This is a genomic window from Agrobacterium salinitolerans, from assembly GCF_027498475.1.
Taxonomy (GTDB): domain Bacteria; phylum Pseudomonadota; class Alphaproteobacteria; order Rhizobiales; family Rhizobiaceae; genus Agrobacterium; species Agrobacterium salinitolerans.
On record NZ_JAPZLN010000010.1, the window covers coordinates 63,971 to 86,084 of the forward strand.

The 22,114-nt window shown below is 60.5% G+C and carries 20 protein-coding genes and 1 tRNA gene; 4 read left to right on the top strand and 17 right to left on the bottom strand.

Annotation, left to right across the window (positions count from 1 at the left end):
• Nucleotides 1-141: 141 nt before the first annotated feature.
• On the bottom strand, nucleotides 142-3,639 hold the full coding sequence (gene mfd, locus O9X91_RS23160; RefSeq protein ID WP_142912343.1) for a transcription-repair coupling factor: 3,498 nt from the start codon (nucleotides 3,637-3,639) through the stop codon (nucleotides 142-144).
• A 4-nt stretch (nucleotides 3,640-3,643) separates the two neighbouring features.
• Complete coding sequence (locus tag O9X91_RS23165) at nucleotides 3,644-3,955, bottom strand: FAD assembly factor SdhE (protein ID WP_077982075.1); 312 nt, start codon at nucleotides 3,953-3,955, stop codon at nucleotides 3,644-3,646.
• Between the two features lie 189 nt (nucleotides 3,956-4,144).
• On the opposite strand from O9X91_RS23165, the gene recG reads away from it, so the two are divergent.
• Together recG and O9X91_RS23175 are read left to right on the top strand one after the other, a co-directional pair.
• On the top strand, nucleotides 4,145-6,250 hold the full coding sequence (gene recG / locus O9X91_RS23170; protein WP_077982074.1) for an ATP-dependent DNA helicase RecG: 2,106 nt from the start codon (nucleotides 4,145-4,147) through the stop codon (nucleotides 6,248-6,250).
• Nucleotides 6,251-6,262: 12 nt separating this feature from the next.
• On the top strand, nucleotides 6,263-6,535 hold the full coding sequence (locus O9X91_RS23175) for a hypothetical protein (RefSeq protein WP_077982073.1): 273 nt from the start codon (nucleotides 6,263-6,265) through the stop codon (nucleotides 6,533-6,535).
• Between the two features lie 25 nt (nucleotides 6,536-6,560).
• Here O9X91_RS23175 and O9X91_RS23180 read toward each other — a convergent pair whose 3' ends face one another.
• The 13 genes from O9X91_RS23180 to pcsA form a co-directional block, all read right to left on the bottom strand.
• Nucleotides 6,561-6,851, bottom strand: a complete 291-nt coding sequence (locus O9X91_RS23180; RefSeq protein ID WP_077982072.1) for a type II toxin-antitoxin system RelE/ParE family toxin — start codon at nucleotides 6,849-6,851, stop codon at nucleotides 6,561-6,563.
• Entirely contained in the window at nucleotides 6,848-7,093 is a 246-nt protein-coding gene (locus tag O9X91_RS23185) for a CopG family ribbon-helix-helix protein (RefSeq protein WP_077982071.1), read from the bottom strand. Before O9X91_RS23185 ends, O9X91_RS23180 begins: the two co-directional genes overlap by 4 nt.
• A 114-nt stretch (nucleotides 7,094-7,207) precedes the next feature.
• Nucleotides 7,208-7,876 carry a DUF502 domain-containing protein gene (locus O9X91_RS23190; RefSeq protein ID WP_077982070.1) on the bottom strand — a complete coding sequence of 223 codons (669 nt, stop codon included), beginning with the start codon at nucleotides 7,874-7,876 and terminating at the stop codon, nucleotides 7,208-7,210.
• A 13-nt stretch (nucleotides 7,877-7,889) separates the two neighbouring features.
• Entirely contained in the window at nucleotides 7,890-8,393 is a 504-nt protein-coding gene (locus tag O9X91_RS23195) for a GNAT family N-acetyltransferase (RefSeq protein ID WP_142912346.1), read from the bottom strand.
• Entirely contained in the window at nucleotides 8,390-10,216 is a 1,827-nt protein-coding gene (gene glmS / locus O9X91_RS23200; protein WP_142912347.1) for a glutamine--fructose-6-phosphate transaminase (isomerizing), read from the bottom strand. The genes O9X91_RS23195 and glmS overlap by 4 nt, the downstream gene beginning before the upstream one ends.
• Entirely contained in the window at nucleotides 10,153-10,395 is a 243-nt protein-coding gene (locus O9X91_RS23205; RefSeq protein WP_161596351.1) for a hypothetical protein, read from the bottom strand. The genes glmS and O9X91_RS23205 overlap by 64 nt, the downstream gene beginning before the upstream one ends.
• A gap of 25 nt (nucleotides 10,396-10,420) precedes the next feature.
• Nucleotides 10,421-11,782 (bottom strand): bifunctional UDP-N-acetylglucosamine diphosphorylase/glucosamine-1-phosphate N-acetyltransferase GlmU, encoded by a 1,362-nt coding sequence (glmU, locus tag O9X91_RS23210; protein ID WP_142912348.1) that lies wholly within the window; start codon nucleotides 11,780-11,782, stop codon nucleotides 10,421-10,423.
• A 223-nt stretch (nucleotides 11,783-12,005) separates the two neighbouring features.
• Complete coding sequence (locus O9X91_RS23215; protein ID WP_077982066.1) at nucleotides 12,006-12,743, bottom strand: FadR/GntR family transcriptional regulator; 738 nt, start codon at nucleotides 12,741-12,743, stop codon at nucleotides 12,006-12,008.
• Nucleotides 12,744-12,955: 212 nt separating this feature from the next.
• Nucleotides 12,956-14,029 carry a BMP family ABC transporter substrate-binding protein gene (locus O9X91_RS23220; protein WP_077982065.1) on the bottom strand — a complete coding sequence of 358 codons (1,074 nt, stop codon included), beginning with the start codon at nucleotides 14,027-14,029 and terminating at the stop codon, nucleotides 12,956-12,958.
• A 35-nt stretch (nucleotides 14,030-14,064) separates the two neighbouring features.
• Entirely contained in the window at nucleotides 14,065-14,985 is a 921-nt protein-coding gene (locus O9X91_RS23225) for an ABC transporter permease (protein WP_162927507.1), read from the bottom strand.
• Nucleotides 14,985-16,076, bottom strand: a complete 1,092-nt coding sequence (locus O9X91_RS23230; RefSeq protein ID WP_077982063.1) for an ABC transporter permease — start codon at nucleotides 16,074-16,076, stop codon at nucleotides 14,985-14,987. The genes O9X91_RS23225 and O9X91_RS23230 overlap by 1 nt, the downstream gene beginning before the upstream one ends.
• Nucleotides 16,066-17,625, bottom strand: coding sequence for an ABC transporter ATP-binding protein (locus O9X91_RS23235; protein WP_269834101.1), 1,560 nt, complete (start codon nucleotides 17,623-17,625; stop codon nucleotides 16,066-16,068). The genes O9X91_RS23230 and O9X91_RS23235 overlap by 11 nt, the downstream gene beginning before the upstream one ends.
• A gap of 210 nt (nucleotides 17,626-17,835) precedes the next feature.
• Nucleotides 17,836-18,561, bottom strand: a complete 726-nt coding sequence (pcsA, locus tag O9X91_RS23240) for a phosphatidylcholine synthase (protein ID WP_080792861.1) — start codon at nucleotides 18,559-18,561, stop codon at nucleotides 17,836-17,838.
• A 209-nt stretch (nucleotides 18,562-18,770) separates the two neighbouring features.
• Here pcsA and O9X91_RS23245 point away from each other — a divergent pair, with 209 nt between their 5' ends.
• Entirely contained in the window at nucleotides 18,771-19,979 is a 1,209-nt protein-coding gene (locus tag O9X91_RS23245; protein ID WP_269834099.1) for a UbiH/UbiF family hydroxylase, read from the top strand.
• Here O9X91_RS23245 and O9X91_RS23250 read toward each other — a convergent pair.
• Complete coding sequence (locus tag O9X91_RS23250; RefSeq protein WP_142912351.1) at nucleotides 19,963-20,901, bottom strand: AEC family transporter; 939 nt, start codon at nucleotides 20,899-20,901, stop codon at nucleotides 19,963-19,965. The two genes, O9X91_RS23245 and O9X91_RS23250, sit on opposite strands and share 17 nt — an antisense overlap.
• 34 nt (nucleotides 20,902-20,935) lie before the next feature.
• Nucleotides 20,936-21,682 carry a cytochrome c biogenesis CcdA family protein gene (locus O9X91_RS23255; protein ID WP_089153212.1) on the bottom strand — a complete coding sequence of 249 codons (747 nt, stop codon included), beginning with the start codon at nucleotides 21,680-21,682 and terminating at the stop codon, nucleotides 20,936-20,938.
• A 282-nt stretch (nucleotides 21,683-21,964) separates the two neighbouring features.
• On the opposite strand from O9X91_RS23255, the gene O9X91_RS23260 reads away from it, so the two are divergent.
• A tRNA-Lys gene (locus O9X91_RS23260) sits at nucleotides 21,965-22,040 on the top strand.
• Nucleotides 22,041-22,114 lie beyond the last annotated feature (74 nt).

Here is a 22,114-nt window from a genome sequence, read left to right on the forward strand (position 1 = left end):
CTCAACGTTTGAGGATGAAGCGAGGAAAGGGCCTCCTGCCGATCTCCCCCCCTTGAGGGGGAGATGCCCGGCAGGGCAGAGGGGGGTAAACCCCACCCACCTTCGGTCAGTTGTCGAACGGGCACCCCCTGAAGCTCAAATCTACGACCGAGCCAGTTCCGCAAGCTGCGTCATGATCATTGCCGCACCCGTCAGCCGCTTTTCCGGCGTCGGCAGATCGCGGTTCAGAAACAGGCTGTGATCGGGGCGGATTTTCGCCATCGATCCCTGCTTGCCGATGTAACCGACCAGCGCGCCCGGATTCGGGAATTCCTTGTTGCGGAACTGCACGACAACGCCCTTCGGCCCGGCATCCAGCTTCTCGACATTGGCAATGCGGCAGAGAGACTTGATGTAGACGATCTTGAGCAGATGCTGCACCTCTTTCGGCAGCGGGCCGAAACGGTCGATCATTTCCGCGCCGAAACCGTCGATCTCGCTGATATCGGCAAGCTCGCCAAGGCGGCGGTAAAGCCCCATGCGCAGATGCAGATCGGGAACATAATCTTCCGGAATCATGACCGAGGTGCCGACCGAGATTTGCGGCGACCAGCCGCTATCCTGCACCTGCTCATCGCCCTTCACTTCGGCAACCGCCTCTTCCAGCATCTGCTGGTAAAGCTCGAAACCGACTTCCTTGATATGGCCGGATTGTTCCTCGCCGAGCAGATTGCCCGCACCGCGAATATCGAGGTCGTGGCTCGCCAGCTGGAAGCCGGCGCCCAGCGTATCGAGCGACTGCAGCACCTTCAGCCGCCGCTCGGCCATCGTCGTCAGCACCTTGTTGACCGGCAGGGTGAAGAGCGCGAAGGCGCGCACCTTGGACCGGCCGACGCGGCCGCGTAGCTGGTACAGCTGGGCGAGGCCGAACATATCGGCGCGATGCACGATCAGCGTGTTGGCAGTCGGCACGTCGAGGCCGGATTCGACGATGGTGGTCGACAGCAGCACGTCATATTTGCCGTCGTAGAAGGCATTCATGATGTCTTCGAGTTCACCCGCCGGCATCTGGCCGTGCGCCACGGCCACCTTCAGTTCCGGCACATCCGATTGCAGGAAGGCATGGATATCGGCGAGATCGGCAAGACGCGGGCAGACGTAAAAACTCTGGCCGCCACGATAATGCTCACGCATCAAGGTCTCGCGGATCACCAGCGGATCGAAGGGCGAAATGAAGGTGCGCACCGCCATGCGGTCCACCGGCGGCGTGGTGATAAGCGACAATTCCCGCACGCCCGTCATGGCAAGCTGCAAGGTGCGTGGAATGGGCGTCGCAGACAGCGTCAGCACATGCACATCGCTCTTCAGCTCTTTCAGGCGCTCCTTGTGCTTCACGCCGAAATGCTGCTCTTCATCGATGATGAGCAGGCCGAGATTGGCAAAACTGATGCCCGCACCCAGCAGCGCATGGGTGCCGACGACGATATCGGTCTTGCCATCAGCCACTTCCTTTTTCGTCAGCGTCAGTTCCTTGGAGCCGACAAGGCGCGAAGCCTGCTGCACCCGGATGGGCAATCCGCGGAAACGTTCCGAGAAAGTGCGGAAATGCTGGCGCGACAGCAGCGTCGTCGGCACCACCACCGCCACCTGCACGCCATTCATGGCGGCAAGGAAAGCGGCGCGCAGGGCCACTTCTGTCTTGCCGAAACCGACATCGCCGCAGATGAGCCGGTCCATCGGCCGGCCGGCACCGAGATCCTCGCGGATGGCTTCGATGGCGTTCAGCTGGTCTTCCGTCTCGTCATAGGGGAAACGGGCGGCGAATTCGTCATAAAGCCCATCCGGCGCTGTCAGCACCGGCGCATGGCGCACCAGACGCGCGGCCGCAATGCGGATAAGCTCATCGGCCATGTCGAGCAGGCGCTTCTTGAGCTTGGCCTTGCGCATCTGCCATGCGCCACCGCCAAGCTTGTCGAGCTGCGCTTCCGCCGCATCGGAACCGTAACGGGACAAAAGATCGATGTTTTCAACCGGCAGGAACAGCTTGGCGTCATCGGCATAATGCAGTTCCAGACACGCACGCGGCGCACCCGCCGCCTCGATGGTCCGCAGGCCGACGAAACGGCCTATACCATGTTCGGCATGGACGACCAGCGAGCCCTCGTCCAGCCCGGCCACTTCCGAGATGAAATCGGCACCGCGCTTGCGACGCTTCGAGCGACGCACCATACGGTCGCCGAGAATATCCTGCTCCCCGATGACGGCAAGGTTTCCAGTCTCGAAACCCGCTTCGAGGCTCAGCACCGCCGAGGCCGCCTCGCCTTTTCCGAGCTTCTCCACCTCTTTCAGCGAGGTGACCGGCTTGATTTTCTCAAGCCCATGCTCGTTCAGCACCTGCAGCAGCCGGTCGAGCGAACCTTCCGACCAGCCTGTTATAAGCACCTTCCAACCCTTGGCGCGGCGCTCGGCAATATGCTTCACGGCCAGATCGAAGACATTGACCCGTTCTTCGCTCTCGCCTTCGGTTGGCGGCCGCGCCCAGCGCGGCCCGACATGGGCATCGAGCGTGGCAACCGGGCGGCCTTCGCTGTCCTGCTCGTTGAAGGGCGTCAGGCGCACCGCGTTGACGGCTGAGAGTTCCGCATCGAAACTCTTGCCATCGAGATAAAGCTGGCCGGGCGAAACCGGCTTGTAGGGCGCACCCTGCGTCGAGCCCTTGGTTTCGCCGGAGCTGCGGCGCGCATCGTAATAATCGAGCACCAGCTTGGAGCGTTCTTTCGCCGCCTCCCGCGCCGTATGATCGGTGACGATACGGAAGCCCCTCAGATAATCGAAAGCGGTCTCCAGCTGCTCATAAAACAGTGGCAGCCAATGCTCCATGCCGGCATAACGGCGGCCTTCGGAGACAGCCTGATAAAGAGCATCGTCACGCGTCGCCGCGCCGAACAGCGACAGGTAATTCTTGCGAAACCGGCTGATCGTATCCGGCGTCAGCGTCACTTCGCTCATCGGGTTCAGATCGAGCGAGCGCGCCTGGCCGATGGTACGCTGGCTGGCCGGATCGAAGGTGCGGATGCTTTCCAGCGTATCGCCGAAGAAATCGAGCCGCACCGGTTCTTCCGTGCCCGGCACGAAGACATCGAGAATGCCGCCGCGCACGGCGAACTCGCCCACCTCACGCACCGTTGCCACCCGGTCGAAACCGTTGCGCTCCAGCCGCGCGGCAATCTCCTCCATGCGAATCTGGTTGCCGGGGCGCGCCGAAAAGCCCAGGCTTTCGATGATGTCGCGTGGCGCCATCTTCTGCAGCATGGCGTTGACGGTGACCAGCACGATGGCCGGATGCGGCTTCTTGGCGTGAGAGATCAGACCGGAGAGCGCTGCCAGCCGGCGCGCAGAGGTGTCGGCGCTCGGTGACACGCGGTCATAGGGCAGGCAGTCCCAGGCCGGCAGCGTCATAACAGGAATATCCGGTGCAACGAAACCGAGGATCTGTTCGAGATCGGCGACCCGCTGGCCGTCCGACATCACATAGGCCACCGACGTGCCCGCCCGTGCCATGTCAGCAAGCAAAAGGGCTTCCATGCCTGATGGTACGTTTCCGATGGTCAGCGGCGTATCGGCCGACGACACCAGCTTTGCATCGAATCCGGCTATCATATTCTCAGGCTTTCAGGGTGTCAGTGGTGACGAGATCGAAATCGGGACGGTAGGAGGCGATCTTCTCAAACAGCGGGGTCTGGAATTTTTCCGGTATGGCAAGCGCGCCGGTCACCATCTTGACGAGGTCGTTATCCTCTTCCGCCATGATGACTTCCAGCTCATCGAGCTGCTCATCGGAAAGCCCGGCAATATTGTCTTCCGCGAATTGCCCGAGCACCAGATCCATCTCGCGAATGCCCCGGTGCCAGCAGCGGTAAAGAATCCGCCGGCGTCTCGGATCGAGGTCGGCACTCGTGCGCACCAGTCCAGTCATCGCATTCACCTTTCGGTTGATTAATCAACAAATTGTTGACTGCGACCTCCTATAGAACAGGAGGCGAACGCTTGGGAACCGGTTTTTATCGAAATAATGCCGAAGTAGTGAAAATCTGCCGGTGATAACCCGCCTTTGTGACCAGCGAAGTCTTGCATAAGCCGCCCCCTTCCCCGATTTTGCTGACCCATGCGCCCGGCCATTCTCGATCCGCTGTTTGCCTCCGTCTCCACCCTTGCCGGTGTGGGGCCGAAACTTGCCGATCTTCTGGCCAAGCTCTTGAGCCGGGAAAGCGCTGACGACACCCGCGTGATCGATCTCCTGTTCCACGCGCCATCCAACGTCATTGACCGCCGCAACCGCCCCGGCATTGCGCTGGCCAGCCCCGGCGCTATTGTCACCATTCAGGGACGCGTCGACCGCCACCAGCCGCCACCGCCGGGAAACCGCTCCGCGCCTTATCGCGTCTTCCTGCATGACGAGACCGGCGAACTGGCGTTGACCTTTTTCCGCGCCAAGGGCGACTGGCTGTCCAAAGCCCTGCCCGTCGATGAAGAGGTTCTCGTCAGCGGCAAGGTGGACTGGTTTAACGGCCGCGCCTCCATGGTGCATCCGGATTTCATGGTGAAGCTTTCCGAGGCGGAAAACCTGCCTCTGGTGGAAGCGGTCTATCCCATGACCGCCGGTCTATCGCCCAAGGTGCTGCGCCGCGCCATCGAGGGCGGGCTGTCAAAGCTGCCGGCCTTCCCGGAATGGATCGACGAGACGCTCAAGACCAGGCAGGGTTTCGGCGATGTTGCTTCGAGCTTCCGTGAACTGCACGATCCGCGCGACAGCGCCGATATCGAACCGCAGGCCCCGGCGCGCAGGCGGCTCGCCTACGACGAATTCCTCGCCGGACAGCTGTCACTGGCGTTGGTACGCCAGCGACTGCGCAAGGTGGCGGGCCAGCCGATCCGCGCCAAGGGTGATGTCGCCGCAAAAATCCTGTCTCAGCTGCCCTTCTCGCTGACGGCGAGCCAAAGCGCTGCGGTCAAGGATATCCTGACCGACATGGCCGGCGAAGACCGCATGTTGCGGCTGCTGCAGGGCGATGTCGGTGCGGGCAAGACGCTGGTGGCGCTGATGGCCATGGCGACTGCGGTGGAGGCCGGCGGACAGGCGGTGCTGATGGCGCCCACCGAAATCCTCGCCCGCCAGCATTACGCCACCATCTCCAAACTCGCGCAGGCAGCGGGCATCACCGTCGAAGTGCTGACCGGCCGCACCAAGGGCAAGGAGCGCCGCGAGATCGAGGAGCGGGTGGCCTCGGGCGAAGCGCAGATCGTCATCGGCACCCACGCGCTGTTTCAGGACAGCGTGAGTTACAGGAACCTCGTGCTGGCCGTTGTGGATGAACAGCACCGTTTCGGCGTGCACCAGCGCCTGCGCCTCACCGCCAAGGGCATCACGCCGCATATGCTGGTGATGACCGCCACGCCCATTCCCCGCACACTGGTTCTGGCCGCCTTCGGCGATATGGACGTTTCCAAGCTCACCGAAAAACCGGCCGGCCGCAAACCCATCCAGACCGTGACGATCCCCACCGAACGCATCGGCGACATCGTCGAACGGCTGCGCGCAGCGCTAAAAGACGGCAAGAAGGCATACTGGATCTGCCCGCTGGTGGAGGAAACGGAGGAATCCGACCTGATGTCCGCAGAAGAGCGGCATGCGGTTCTGTCGCAGATGCTTGGCGCCAATATCGGCCTCATTCACGGGCGCATGAGCGGCCCGGAGAAGGATGCTGCGATGCTCGCTTTCAAGAGCGGCGAAACCCGGCTGCTGGTGGCGACGACCGTGGTGGAAGTCGGTGTCGATGTGCCGGATGCGACGATCATGGTCATCGAACATGCCGAACGTTTCGGTCTTGCTCAGCTTCACCAGCTGCGCGGCCGCGTCGGACGCGGCGACGAGGCTTCCACCTGTATCCTGCTCTACAAGGGCCCGCTCAGCGAAAACGGCCGCGCACGACTCTCCATCCTGCGCGACAGCGAGGATGGCTTCCTGATCGCCGAGGAGGATTTGAAGCTTCGCGGTGAAGGCGAGCTGCTCGGCACCCGCCAGTCCGGCACGCCGGGCTTCCGCATCGCCAGCCTCGAGGCCCATGCCGATCTTCTCGAAATCGCCCGCAAGGACGCAGCCTATGTCATCGAGCGTGATCCCGAACTGACAGGTCCACGCGGCGATGCCCTACGCACCCTGCTCTACCTGCACCGCCGCGACGAAGCGATTCGTTTCCTGCACGCTGGCTGAAAGTGAACGCCCATGAACATGATCGACCCGCGCCGCCCACCGCCCGCCTTCAGGAAAGGCTACGCGCTCTGCTCGCCGCAGAATATTCTGCAGCCCGAGACATTTGCGAAAAGCGAGAAAAAAGCCATCGGCAAGGCCTTCAAGAAACCAGGCCGCAAGAAGGCATGGACGGAGGCACTGGAACAGGGCTGGACCGTGCGGCTGGTCTATATGCGGCTTTTCGTTCCGGTTTTCCACGCGACCACGACGGGGACAGAGATGGACGATCTGGATGACGAGGATTGATCGGGGCGCCTGAGAAATAGTTTGGTTAAAGTGCCGACGGCCATCGCTGCGAGGTGTGAATAACCGTCAGGATTTCGATATCCCTGCCAACACGATAGGCAACGATGTAGGAAATGTCGGACAGCACGGCTTCCCGCGTTCCCTTAATGCGCCCGACCCGTCCCATAGCTGGTTGATCCACCAACATGTCGGCCGCTGACACAATACGGGAAATCACGCGGGCGGCAGCTGCAGGATTGTCCGTTTCGATATGCCTACCGATTTCATCGAGCCGTCGCAGCGCCCGCACAGTCCAGCGAATTCTCCGGTCGCTCATGACGGCCGAGCGGACTTTACATATTTCCCGACAATGTTTGCCAGATCGTCTTGCGTTCCAAACTCGCCGCGATCCGCTTCCGCCAAACCGGCCTCGATTTCCGCGAGCTGCCACTCTTCGCGAGCAACAAAGTCCTCAATCGCCCGTGCCGCCATGTAGGACCGCGAGCGATCAAGCTTTTCCGCCAGCTGTTCAAGCTTGTTGGCAACTTCGTCCGGCAAGCGCACCGTGAATGCAGTCATGGTTGCGACCTTTCGTGGTTCACTATGATTATCGGTGAACCATATTGGTTCGTCAACCGTGGGCATGAAAACTCAAGGGAGAACAGAGCAACGAACCCAGTGCGTCACAAATCCTCAAACCGGCGCAATCATTTTCGGCGGCGTGAAATCCGGAGCTACCAGACCACCTGATATCAGCAGTTTCGCCGCATCTTCCGGCGTCATGTCCAGCATCACGATCTTGTCTTTCGGCACGAACAGCAGGAAGCCCGCCGTCGGCACCGGCGTGGGCGGCAGGAACACGGCGACCATCTGCTGGCCCATTTCGTTGAAACGATGGGCAAGCTCGCCCTTGGCCTCGGACGCGACGAAGACCATCGCCCAGGTGCCGGATGACGGAAACTCGATCAGGCCCACCTTCTTGAAGGAGTTCGAATGCTCTTTCAGAACGGATTCGAACAGCTGCTTGATGCTTTTATAGATCGGCCGCACCAGCGGCATGCGGTTGAGGATGGATTCGCCGACGCCGACGATCCATTTGCCGATCAGGTTGTTGCCCAGAAAGCCGATGAGTGTGATGCCGATGACGGCGATCAGCAGGCCGAAACCGGGGATCGCCACATCGAAATATTGCTCCGGATCGTAACGGGCCGGAATATAGGGCTTCACCCAGCTATCCGCCCATTGCAGGAAGCTCCACACCAGCCACATGGTGATGGTGACAGGCGCAAGGATCAGAACGCCCGTGAGGAAACTGTTGCGCAGGCGGGCTGCGAATGAAATTTTTACTGGAATATCGGTCATTTACCGTTCGGAATTAAGCGTTGTCGCCATCGAAACCCGGATGAAAACCGACAATGCCGGATGGAGTTCCACCATGCAAGCGAAGAACTGTGAAATATTCGTCAGGAATCCCTTCCGCATTCACCCCATCGACATGGCGAAAACCGAAGCGGCCATAGTAGTCCGGATCGCCCGCGACGACCACGCCGGAAGCATTCAGACGCTCCAGGGCAGCAAGCCCGTCCCGCACCAGCCTGGAGCCGACACCCTGCCCCTGCCGTTCCGGCGTTACGGAAAGCGGCGCGAGGCAGAACCACCTGGTCTCGCCGCTGGTAAGCGTCACCGGCGAAAAGCCGACATGACCGATGATGCCTTCGCTGTCCTCGGCAACCAGTGAAACGGTGAGCGCACCTGCCCTGCGCAACCGCCCGACGATGAGATGCTCCGTCTTGTCGCTGTAATCGACGTTACGGAAGGCATCTTCCGTTACGCGAGCAATCGCCTCTTCATCCGCCCGCCGCTCCGGCCGGACGATCATTCCACCGTGACCGACTTCGCCAGATTGCGCGGCTGGTCCACATCCGTGCCCATGAAGACAGCGGTGTGATAGGCAAGCAGCTGGATCGGCAGCGAGAAGACCATCGGCGCAATCAGCTCGTCGACATTGGGGAGCGTGATCGTCGCCATGGTGTCGAGCGTGGAGGCAGCAGCCCCCTTCTCATCGGTGATGAAGATGATGCGGCCGCCGCGCGCGGCGACCTCCTGCATGTTCGAAACGGTCTTTTCAAAGAAACGGTCATGCGGGGCGATGACGATAACAGGCATGTTCTCGTCGATCAGCGCGATCGGCCCATGCTTCAGCTCGCCGGCAGCATAACCTTCAGCGTGGATATAGGAGATTTCCTTGAGCTTCAAAGCACCCTCCAGCGCCAGCGGGAAGCTGGTGCCGCGGCCGAGATAAAGCACGTCCTTGAAGCGCGACAGATCGCGCGACAGCGCCTCGATCTGCGGCTGGATGAGGTTCAGCACCTTGCTCATGATGCGCGGCATCTCGATCAACTGCTGCACCAGCTCCTTTTCCTCGCCCGGCTTCAGTGTACCGCGCGCCTTCCCAGCGGCGATTGCCAAAGACGCGAGGACCGCAAGCTGACAGGTGAAAGCCTTGGTGGAGGCGACGCCGATCTCCGGGCCTGCAAGGATCGGGAAAATGGCGTCGGATTCCCGCGCGATGGTCGATTCCCGCACATTGACGATGGCGCCGATCTTAAGATCGTTTTCCTTGCAATAGCGCAGCGACGCCAGCGTATCGGCAGTCTCGCCCGATTGCGAGATGAACAGCGCCGCCTGCGATGGCTGAAGCGGCATTTCGCGGTAACGGAACTCGGAGGCGACATCGATTTCCACCGGCAGGCGCGCATAACGCTCAAACCAGTATTTACCGATCAGGCCGGAAAGATAGGCCGTCCCGCAGGCGGAAATGGCAAGGCCTGAAAGCTTGGCGAAATCAATGGCCGTGTCGGCCTGCTTCACGGTCTTGGAGGCGAAGTCCACGTAATGGCTGAGCGCATGGGAAATGACTTCCGGCTGCTCGTAGATTTCCTTTTCCATGAAATGGCGGTGGTTGCCCTTGTCGACCACATAGGCCGTCGCCTGCGATATCTGCCGCTCGCGCTTCACCGGTTTGCCGGAGAAATCGATGATCTCAGCACCCTGCCGGGTCACGATGGCGCAATCGCCATCCACCAGATAGGTGATCTCATTGGTAAACGGCGACAGCGCGATGGCATCAGACCCCAGGAACATCTCGCCCCGACCGTAACCAACGGCAAGCGGCGGGCCGGAACGCGCCGAGAGAAGCGTGCCGGGATCGTCCTTGAACATGACGACCAGCGCATAGGCACCCGTCACGCGGTTCAGCATCTTTAGCATCGCCTCGCGATGGCCGAGACCCTCGCGGGTATATTTCGCCAGAAGCTGCGCCACCACTTCGGTATCGGTCTGGGTGGTGAAGCTCGCACCCTCGACGGTCAGCTCCTCGCGCAGTTCGGCGAAGTTTTCGATGATGCCATTGTGGACAACGGCAACGCCATCGACGAAATGCGGATGGGCATTGGTTTCGTTCGGAACACCATGCGTCGCCCAGCGTGTATGGGCGATGCCGACCACACCCGGCAGCGGCTTTTCCGAAACCAGCTTCTCGAGATTGAACAGCTTGCCTTCCGCCCGGCGGCGATCCATCGCGCCATTGTCGATGGTGGCGACACCAGCCGAATCGTAACCGCGATATTCGAGACGCTTCAGCGCATCGACAAGCCGTTCAGCAACTGGCTGGGTTCCGACAATTCCGACAATTCCGCACATATATTTCTCCAGACGGCGATCTCTTCACCGCAACGTTCAGAGTATTTTCGCATTTCCCTGAAATGCAAAAATACTCCACCTTTTTGTTCTGACGCATTTCCGGACGTAAAACCGCTGCGCACTTTTACTGGAAATGCTTTAACCGTTTCCCTGAAATCGGCAATTATGCCGCCGGTCACTTTCAGTATCGCTCGGTAACGTCTCTCAAGAGGGTTTTTTCTTCGCTTCCTTCAGTGCTTTCGCCCGCTCGCGCAGGGCGACCGCCCTGCCCGGTTTCACCTCCTGACGCGCGCGCCCGAAAACCAGCGCATCGGCAGGCACGTCATCGGTAATCACGCTGCCGGAGGCGATATAGGCCCGCTCTCCAATGGTGACGGGAGCAACCAGCGACGAATTCGAGCCGATGAAGCTGTTGGCCCCGATCCGTGTTTCGGACTTGTTGTAACCGTCATAGTTACAGGTGATGGCACCCGCGCCGATATTGCTGCCTGCACCCACGAAAGCATCGCCGATATAGGTCAGATGGTTGACCTTTGCGCCCTCACCGATCTCAGCCTTCTTGACCTCACAGAAATTGCCGACCTTGGCGTTGGCGTGCAGGTTTGCACCCGGACGCAACCGCACAAATGGACCGACAACCGCACCCTCGGCCAGATAGGCCCCTTCCAGATGCGAAAACGCGTGAATGATCGCACCCGGCTCGATCGTCACGCCGGGACCGAAAACGACGTTGGGTTCGATCAGGACATCCTGACCGATCTTCGTATCGAAGGAAAGGAATACTGTCTCGGGCGCGACCATCGAGACGCCATCGACCATCAGCTCATGACGGCGGCGCTCCTGCCAGAGCTTCTCGATAAAGGCCAGTTCGGCACGGTTGTTGCAGCCGACCAGTTCCGTTTCGGGCGCATCGATGGCGACGGCGCGGCGGCCGAGGGAACGGGCGATCTCGACCACATCGGTCAGATAATATTCGCCCTTAACATTGCTGTTGCCGATGCGGTCGAGCAGATCAAGGGCGTTGCGGCCGTTGATGGCCATCAATCCGCTATTGCACCAGGTCACCTTACGCTCCGCATCGGTCGCGTCCTTCTCCTCGCGGATCGCGACAAGTTCGCCATCCTTGACCAGAAGCCGGCCGTAACCGGTCGGGCGGTCGGTATGGAAGCCGATGACGGCGACATCGGCGCCGGCGGCAATCGCCTCACGCGCCCGGTCGAGCGTTGCAGACGTGATGAGCGGGACATCGCCATAGGCAACGATGAGATCGTCAAAACCGCGTTCGATAGCTGCGCGTGCGGCAAGCACCGCATGGCCGGTGCCCTTGCGTTCCGTCTGCACGAAAGCTTCCACCTCAAGGCCCGGCAGGCTTGCGGCCGCAGCGACATTCTCGGCATCGCGCCCGACCACCAGCGCCACCGTGCTGACGCCAGATCCAGCCACCGCCCCAACCACATGGGCGATCATCGGACGCCCGGCGACCGGATGCAGCACCTTGGATTTCGACGATTTCATGCGCGTGCTGTCGCCCGCTGCGAGAATAACGGCTAGAGAGCTGCGCTCCATAAGACCTCCAACACCACGTCACCGACCGCAGGACGGTCAGGACGGCGGCATATGTTTGACTTCACGCCGTCCGGCAAAACGAACGGGCGCATCGGTAATTTCATTCCGAAATTGCTATAACGGCGGCCCACTTAAGAAACCATGCAAATCTGCACCAAATTTCCGCACCGATTTTCATCAAACGTGATTGCAACGGTATCGCATCCCGTTCCCTCGGTCTGATTTATCGCCGTGGATTGCGGGCAGTGAATTCCAGCACCTGCTGGCGGCCGTTTTCGATCAGCCTTTCCATCTCGCGGCGCGCTGCACCCTCATCGCGCAGGCGAAACGCCTCCACGAGCCGCAGGTGCGAGGCGGACACGTCGGAAATCTCATTGGGATCGGTTTCCGGGTTGCTCATCCGGAAAATGCCCACCAGAGCCGCCTTTATCAGCGAACCGACGGTGCGCATAAACGGATTACCGGACATTTCGGTGATGAGCACATGGAAATTCATATCCGCAAGCGCGCGCTTTTCCTTGGAATAGGCCGTATTGCCCATCTCGTTGGCGTAAGCGGCGAGCTTGGCGATATCGGCGTCCTGCGCTCTGATGGCGGCGAGCCCCGCGCCATAGGGCTCGAAGGCCTGACGGATATCGTAAAGATGCAACAGAAACTCGTCGCTGACGCCAGCCTCGAAATGCCAGAGCAGCACCTCGCTGTCGAACATGTTCCAGCTTTCGCGCTCCGTCACCCGGGTGCCGATCCGCGCCTTGGGGGAAATCATACCCTTGGCGGTCAGCGTCTTCATCGCTTCGCGCAGCACTGTGCGCGATACTTTCAGGCGGTCCATCAGCTCGGCATCGCCCGGCAGGATATCACCCGTCTTGAAGACGCCGGACACAATATCGAGACCGAGCTTGTGAACGACCTGTGCATGATTTGTCCGCAGCTTTCGAAAACCGATCGCCGCATCGAGCATTCCGCGCTGCAAGTGCCATATCCTTCCGTTCGGTTGGCGATCTTGAAAAAATCGCGCCAGACGTGTGTATCTCAAGTCAGATTATAGTGAAAAACATCAAGTTGCATGAAAAGCAAAGGTAAACTTCATCCCTGCAATAAAACGCGTGAAAATAAGCAAGGCCGCACATGACATATGTGCGGCCTTGCTTCAGTAACGATGGCTAAAAAGCATTATTGCGGCAGCTTGTCGTCCACACCGGCGACGTAGAAATTGAGGCCGAGCAGAACGCCGTCCTCGGCCTTCTCACCCGCCTTCAGCCATTCCGAACCGTCCTGCTTCTTCACCGGACCGGTGAAGGGATGCAGCTCGCCCGACTTGATCTTGGCTTCGGTGTCTTCAGCCATCTTCTTCACGTCATCAGGCATGTTGGTGTAAGGCGCCATGGTCAGGATGCCGTCCTTCAGGCCGTCCCATACCGATTCGGACTTCCAGGTACCATCGAGAAGCGCCTGCGTGCGCTTGATGTAGTAGGCGCCCCAGGTGTCCTTGATGGCGGTAAGCTGCGTCTTCGGACCGGCCGCGATCATGTCGGACGCCTGACCGAAGGCCTTGATGCCGCGTTCTGCGGCAACCTGCATCGGCGCGGTGGTGTCGGTGTGCTGGGTCAGAATATCGACGCCCTGGTCGATCAGTGCCTTGGCTGCATCGGCTTCCTTGCCGGGGTCGAACCAGGTGTTGGCCCATACGACCTTCACCTTGAAGTCGGGATTGACGGACTGCGCGCCGAGCACGAAGGCGTCGATGCCCATCACCACTTCCGGGATCGGGAAGGACGCGATGTAGCCGGCGAGACCCTTCTGCGACATCTTCGCGGCGATCTGGCCCTGAATGTAGCGGCCTTCATAGAAGCGCGAATTGTAGGTCGCGACATTTTCGGCGGTCTTGAAGCCCGTAGCATGTTCGAACTTCACCTTGGGGAACTTCTGGGCAACCTTGATGGTGGCGTCCATGAAGCCGAAGGAGGTGGTGAACACCAGTTCGCAACCCGAGCGGGCCATGCGTTCGATGGCGCGTTCGGCATCCGGACCTTCCGGAACGCTTTCGAGGAACGGCGTTTCGATCTTGTCGCCGAAATGCGCCTGCAGTTCCTGACGGCCGATATCGTGCGCCTGTGTCCAGCCGCCGTCGGTCTTTGAACCGACATAGATGAAGCAGACCTTCTTGGCGTCGGCGGCCTCAGCCGAGGAAACGACGCCGCCGAGAGCCGCAACGGAAGCGGCGAGTGCGATGACCAGTTTTTTCATTTTTACCCCTGTTGGTTTGGAGACGTGAGAATGCTTCACCTGTCCGGCACGAAGGACTTGCCAAGCGAGGCCGGTGTATTGATCAAGGTCGTGCGGCGATTATGCGAGATGATGACCAGCACGACAATAGTGGCGAGATAGGGCAGCGCCGACAGCAATTGCGACGGCACCCCGATGCCGAACGCCTGCGCATGCAATTGGCCGATGGTGACGGCGCCGAACAGATAACCGCCCGCCAGCACTCGCCATGGGCGCCACGAGGCGAAGACGACGAGCGCCAGCGCAATCCACCCGCGCCCGGCCGCCATGTTTTCCACCCATTGCGGCGTATAGACCAGCGACAGCTGCGCCCCCGCAAGCCCCGCACAGGCGCCGCCGAACATGACGGCCAGATAGCGGGTGCGGATGACATTGATGCCGAGCGCATGGGCCGAAGCGTGATTATCGCCGATGGCGCGGATTTTGAGACCCATGCGGCTTTTGAACAGAAACCAGCTGATGCCGGCGACAAGCGCGATGGAGAGGTAGAAGATCAAATCCTGCCGGAAAAGCAGCGGACCGAGGAAGGGAATGTCCGACAGCAGCGGAAAGACGATGGGCTGCAGCTTCACACCCGGCAGGCCGACGAAACTTTCACCCAGCATGCCTGAGACGCCGAGGCCGAGAATGGTAAGCGCAAGACCCGTCGCCACCTGGTTGGTAACGAGCGTCAGCGTCAGGAAACCGAAGAGCAGCGAAAAAACCGCACCGGAGGCAATGCCGGCCAGAATGCCGAGATAGGGAGATCCGGTCATATGCGCGGCCGCGAAAGCGCAGACCGCACCCATGATCATCATGCCCTCGACACCCAGATTGAGGACGCCGGAGCGCTCCGTCACCAGCTCGCCTGAAGCGGCGATGACGAGCGGCGTGGCGGCGGTGATGACGGTGAGGAGAATGGCCTGAAGCATATCCATCATGCCGCTCCTTCTTTACGATGCGCCTTGCCGGGAAAGAATACCCTGATGCGATAGAAGATCAGCGTATCGCAGGACAGCACGAAGAACAGCATCAGCCCCTGAAACACGCGCGTCACCTTGTCCGACACACCGATTGAAAGCTGCGCCGCTTCGCCGCCGAGATAGGTCAGCGCCAGCACCAGCCCGGAAAGGATGATGCCGAGCGGATTGAGACGACCGAGAAAGGCGACGATGATGGCGGTAAAGCCGTAACCCGGCGAAATGCTGGGCTGGAGATGGCCGATGGAGCCGGAGGCCTCCGATATGCCAGCAAGCCCCGCCAGCGCGCCGGAAAGCAGCAGCGAAAACCACACCATGCGGCTCGACGAAAAACCGGCGAAACGCCCTGCCCGCGCCGATTGGCCAAGCACGGTGACTTCGAAGCCCTTCAGCATGTAGCGCATCATGAACCACAGCGCGATGGCCGCAACGATGGCGAAAACGAAACCCCAATGCGCCCGGCCCGAGGCCAGCATTTCCGGCAAAACGGCGCTGTCGTTGAAAGGCTTGGTCTGCGGGAAGTTGTAGCCGCCCGGATCGCGCCAGATGCCGCGCGTCAGCCAGTCGAGGAAAAGCTGCGCGACATAGACCAGCATCAGGCTGACGAGGATTTCGTTGGTGTTGAACTTCGTCTTCAAAAGTGCGGGAATACCCGCATAAAGCGCGCCGCCCACGGCGCCCATCACCAGCATCAAAGGCAAAAGCAGCGGCGAATGCCAATCGGGATAAAGCACCGGCAGGATGGAACCGGTGATCGCGCCGATGGTGAACTGCCCCTCCGCGCCGATGTTCCAGTTGTTGGAGCGATAACAGATCGATAGCCCGACGCCGATCAGGATCAACGGTGCGGCCTTGATCGCCAGTTCATGGAGCGACCAGACTTCCAGCAGTGGCTCGACAAAAAAGGCATAGAGCGCGTCCAACGGGTTCTTGCCGAGCATGGCGAACATGATGGCGCCGACAAGCAGCGTTAGCGTGAGCGCCAGAAGCGGCGAAAGCAGGGTGAAAAGCCGGGAGACGCCTGCGCGTTTTTCAAGTTCAATGCGCATGCTGGGCGGCTCCCGAATGTGACGTGTGAATGCCGCCCATCAACAGGCCGATCTTTTCGAGCGTCATTTCCTCCACCGAATGGATCTCTGACAGCTTGCCGTCGGAAATGACAGCGATATTGGTGGCGACTTCGAAGATCTCATCGAGATCCTGACTGATGACGATGACGGCCGAGCCCGCTTTGGCAAGGTCGACAAGCGCTTGACGGATGCGGCTCGCCGCACCCGCATCCACGCCCCAGGTCGGCTGGTTGACCACCAGCACGACAGGCTGGCGGTCAAGCTCGCGCCCGACGATGAATTTCTGCAGATTACCGCCAGACAGCGACCCGGCGAGCGGATCGGCCCCGCTTTTGCGCACATCCATCGTTTCCGAAATGCGTCGCGCCGCAGCCCTGATGACTGAGCCACGCACGATGCACAGGAAACCGCCGGTCAGAAACGCCTTGCGGTCGGAGCGCGCCCGCGCCAAGAGCAGATTGTCGGACAGGCTCATGCCGGGAACGGCGGCGTGGCCGTGGCGCTCTTCCGGCACAAAACCCGCGCCCATCAGCCGGCGGCCATTGATGCCGATGCGACCGACTGGCTTGCCGCGCAGGCGAATGGCGTCATTGTTATAGACCGGATATTCGCCCGAAAGCGCATCGAACAACTCACCCTGGCCGTTGCCGGCCACACCGGCAATCGCCAGCACCTCGCCGGCGCGCACCTGCATGGATATCGATTTCAGCGCCACGGCAAAAGGCGTGCGTGGCGCCACCGAGAGCCCACTGACCTCGATCTGCGGCGCGCCGAGCGTCTCGCCCGTGGCCCGCGAAACGCTTGCGACATCGCTGCCGACCATCATGCGCGCCAACGACGCTGGCGTTTCCTTGCGCGGATCGCAGGCGCCCGTCACCTTGCCATGCCGCAGGACGGTGGCACGGTCGCAGATGCGCTGCACTTCTTCGAGACGATGGCTGATATAAAGCACGGAACGGCCTTCAGCCTTCAGCTTCTCCAACGTCTCGAACAGCTTGTCGGCCTCCTGCGGCGTCAAAACCGAGGTTGGCTCATCGAGAATGATCAGGCGCGGGTTCTGTAAAAGCGCGCGGACAATTTCGATGCGCTGGCGCTCGCCGACCGAAAGATCGGCCACATGGGCATTGGGATCGAGCGGCAGGCCATAGGCGCGCGACAACGTTTCCGCTTGCCCGGCGATTTCCTTCAGTGAAATTTTCGGGTCGAGCGACAGGGCGATGTTTTCAGCCACCGTCAGCGCTTCGAAGAGCGAAAAATGCTGGAACACCATGCCGATGCCAAGCCTGCGGGCCTCGCTTGGCGAGGCGACGGAAACCGGCTGGCCCTGCCAGACAATCTCGCCTTCGCTTGGCGCGAGAACGCCGAACAGCATCTTGACGAGTGTGGATTTGCCCGCGCCGTTTTCACCCAGAAGCGCGTGGATTTCGCCCGGCGCAATATCGAGATCGATGCCGTTGCAGGCGGCGAAATTGCCGAACAGCTTGGTCAGCTTGCGAACGGACAGGAGAGGCACGGCCTCCGGCGCCAAAGTTCCAGTCACGAGTTCCCTCTCTCACCGACCGCCGCGCCTTCTTCGAAGCGTTTCCAACGATCGTGGTCATTGTTCCCAATCGGACGCCAATGCGTATGCAATCTCATCCAATCAAGACTTATTGATAACGGTTTTGCTGCTGCGCACAACTGAAAAAGAAGCCGCTTAAATGCAATTTGCACAAGCAATAAACGGCTTTACCCGTTCTTACTTTGCGCCGAGCGAGGGGAAAAACTGCAATATTCCACCGATGCAATAAAGATAGAGGCCACTTGCCACAAAGCCGATCACGGCCCAGCTCGGGGTTTCGAAGTGCATCAGCAGCGAATAACCGCCAAGCGCGCACCAGATGAAGACCACGGCGAGATTGAGCGGCCGCAATCGCTTCACCCGCACCGGATGCAGGAAGTTGATCGGCAGGAATGTCAAAAACACCGAAACGGTAACGACAACCATTGCCGTCGTGGCGCTGGCGTCCATGACGAACAGGGTGAACACCACCATATTCCACACCACCGGAAAGCCGGAGAAGAAATACTCGTCCGTCTTCATGCCCATGTCGGCGTAATAGATGGCGCTCGACACCACGATCATGCCGGCTGCCACGAAGGACAGCGGCTCGCCGATCATGCCCTTCTGATAAAGCGCAAAGGCGGGCAACAGCACATAGGTGACATAGTCGATGATATTATCGAGCGTATCACCGGACCAGTTGGGCAGCACTTCCTTCACCCTGACCTTGCGGGCGATGGGACCGTCGATGCCATCCACCAGCAGCGCAAGCCCCAGCCACCAGAACATATCGACGAAGCGGTGTTCGGCTGCGGCGACAACACCGAGAAAAGCCAGAAACGAGCCGGAGGCCGTGAGCATGTGGACAGAAAAGGCGCGGATTTCCGCGTAGGGAACACGCTTATAGTTGAAAATTTTCATGGTCAGCGTCTGCGCCCCGTTTTTCATCCGCCCTGTTTGTTCCGGTATGCGGCCATTCACCACGCTTTGCAACCGGCTCAATCCGCTTATCCTAGGACTAATATAGCGGCACAACTAACGAATCTTCGCAACCGGATGTTCCGGGACCGAAGTGGATTTACCCAACCGAAGCCTTTATGATGGTTTGGAAATAACAACGGATCACGACCATGAGACACTTCGATATCGCCATCACCGGTGCGGGACTTGCGGGGCAGATCGCGGCCATCGCGCTGGCGCGGGCGGGCCGCCACGTGGCGCTCATCGCACCTTCCAGCGACAGGAAGGACCAGCGCACCACCGCGCTGATGGACCAGTCCATCCGTTTCATGGACCGCCTTGGCCTCTGGTCGCGCATCGCGCCTTCGGCCGCACGCCTTTCCACCATGCAGATCATCGATGGCACCGACCGCCTGCTGCGTGCACCCACCGTGCAGTTCCGTTCCTCCGAAATCGGGCTTGACGCCTTTGGCTGGAACATCCCCAACGAGGCGCTGCTCGGCGTCCTGAGCGAAGCGGTCGAGCAGGAACACAATATTTCCCGCCTCGACACGTCCGCCGAGACAATCGACATCGGCAACGACCGCATGACGGTGACCCTTGCGAATGGCGAAACGCTCTCCGCCGATTTCCTCATCGGCGCGGATGGTCGCAAATCCATGGTGCGGGATGCAGCCGGCATCGGCGTCAAATCCTGGTCCTATCCGCAGACCGCCATTGTTTTGAACTTTGGCCATAGCCGGCCGCACGGCAATGTCTCGACGGAGTTCCACACACCCACCGGGCCTTTCACACAGGTTCCCTTGCCCGGCGACCGCTCCAGCCTCGTCTGGGTCGTTACCCCGCAGCAGGCGGAAGAGTTGACGGCGCTGCCGCTGGAGACGCTCAGCCTGCGCGTCGAGGAGCGCATGCAATCCATGCTGGGAGCGGTCACCGTCGAGGACAGCGTTCAGGCCTGGCCGCTTTCTTCCATGACTGCGCACCGCTTCGGCAAGGGCCGCGTCGCCCTGATCGGCGAGGCAGCGCACGGTTTTCCGCCCATCGGCGCGCAGGGGCTGAACCTCAGCCTGCGCGACATCATCGCGCTGACGGAATTGCTGAGCGCCGTCTCCGACCGGCCGATTGCGGCCGACGCCGGCGATAGATTCGACCGCAAGCGGCGAGCGGATGTCTATAGCCGCACGCTGAGCGTCGATCTCCTGAACCGCTCGCTGCTTTCCGATTTCCTGCCGGTCCAGATGGCGCGCGCAGCCGGCCTGCATGTTCTCTCCGGCATCGGCACGCTGAGAAGCATGGTCATGCGCGAAGGCATCGAGCCGGGTCGCGGGCTGAAGGCCCTGCCCTCGCTGCTGTTCGGCAGCTTCAAAAAGGCTGGATGAAATAAACCACGCCGGTCAGCGTGAAGACAGACAGAACCGTCGAAATCAGGATCGTCGCAGACGCCCTCTCCTGCCAGACGTGATATTGCTGGCCGATGACGAAGACATTCGTCGCGGTCGGCAGCGCGGCCAAAAGCACGGCTGAATAGATCCACACCGGCTCGAACCGCCCCAGCGACGACAGCACGAGATAGGCGGCGAGCGGATGCAGGATCAGCTTTGCCGGCACGATATAGCTGATTTCCACCGGCACACGTTTCATCGGCCGAAGCGCCAGCGTCACGCCCATGGCAAAAAGTGCGCAGGGCGCCGCCGATTGCGCCAGATAATCCACCAGCCGCTGCACCGCCTCCGGCGGCTGCCACGACAGCGATGCGGCCAGAAAGCCGGCGATGACGGAGACGATGAAGGGATGGGTGATGACCTTGCGCGCCACATCCAGCGCAAGCCTTGGCGGGGAACGCTTGTCGCCGCCGGCAACCGCCATCATCGCCGGGGCGACGATGAAATGGGCGGCGTTTTCAAGGCAGACGATCAACGCCACCGGCACCGCCGCCTTCTCGCCAAGCGCCAGAAGCGCTAGGCCCGGCCCCATATAACCGATATTGCCGTAGCTGGCCGCGAAACTCTGGATCGTGGTTTCGGAAAGGCTGTTTTTCCGTACGAATCGGCCGATCAGGAACACAGCCAGGAAAACGCCATAGGCGCAGGCGAGACTGGCCGCGACGAAATCCATCCGCGCCAGCTCTTCCACCGGCGTTTTAGACACAAGCTTGAAAAACAGCGCCGGCAGCGCCGCATAGATGATGAAAGTGTTCAGCCAGCCCATCGCCTCGACCGGCTGCTTCGTGATGCGCGCCGCACCGTAGCCGATGAAGATCAGGCCGAAAAACGGCAACAGCAATCCGACGATATCCGTCACTATATTTCCCCCGCAAGCAACTCCAGCGGGAGGCTTAGCCGATTTGCATCAGGATCGGAAAGGTCTCCTGGAACCAGATCGCCACATTGGTGATAAAACCGGACATGAAAGCGAGACCGGTCAGCACCAGCAACACGCCCAGCAGCTTTTCCACGAGCCCAAGATGGCGGCGGAAGCGGACGAGGAAACGCATGAAGGAGCCGGAAAACGCCGCCGCGATCCAGAACGGCACCGCAAGGCCAAGAGAATAGACCGCAAGGAGCGCCGCACCGTCGCCAACCGTATCGCGTGCGGCGGCGACGCCGAGAATAGCCCCCAAAACCGGACCGATGCAGGGCGTCCAGCCGAAAGCGAAGGCAAGGCCCATGACATAGGCCCCGGACAGCGTGGCCGGCTTGCCCGCGCCTTGAAACCGCGCCTCGCGCGAAAACAGGCCGATGCGGAACACGCCGAGGAAATTCAGCCCCATCAGAATGATGATGAAACCACCGACCTTGGCGAGAATATCCAGATTCTGACGCAGGAGCGTACCGATCGTCGAGGCGCCTGCCCCAAGCGCCACGAAGACCGTGGCGAAACCGAGCGTGAAGAAGAAGGCTGAAAACAGCACGGCCCTGCGAATCTCCGGCCGCGGCGCGGTATCTTCCGTCCTGAACTGCTCGACCGAAACACCCGCCATATAACAGAGATAAGGCGGCACCAGCGGCAGGACGCAGGGCGACAGAAACGAAAGAGCGCCGGCCAGAAGCGCGCTGAACAGGGAAATATCGGCAATCGACAACAAAGAACTCCGCATCCCGCAAAGCCGCCGCGATTCTCAAGCTGCGCCGCCGCTTCACGCTTCATTTTCGTGCATGTCATTGCTGCAAAAGGATTTCACCCGTCCAGCAGACATGTCTGAAGCCGGTTTTATCCCCAGCCGCCCCCTCTCTCCAATCACCTTTTCGGGGGTGCGACAAAAAAAACCGGATTGATTGTCGAAACCGCTTTTTTTGGGTTGACCGAACGGATCGCTCTACCTATGTTCCGCGCACTTCCGAAGGGCAACCAAGCCCCGACACGGGAGAGCGTAGCTCAGCCGGTAGAGCAACTGACTTTTAATCAGTAGGTCCAGGGTTCGAATCCCTGCGCTCTCACCAACGGAAACATGTCCAGACCGGAGACATAGGTAACAGTTTGTACCTAAGACATAGGTGACAATCTCGTGCCGAAC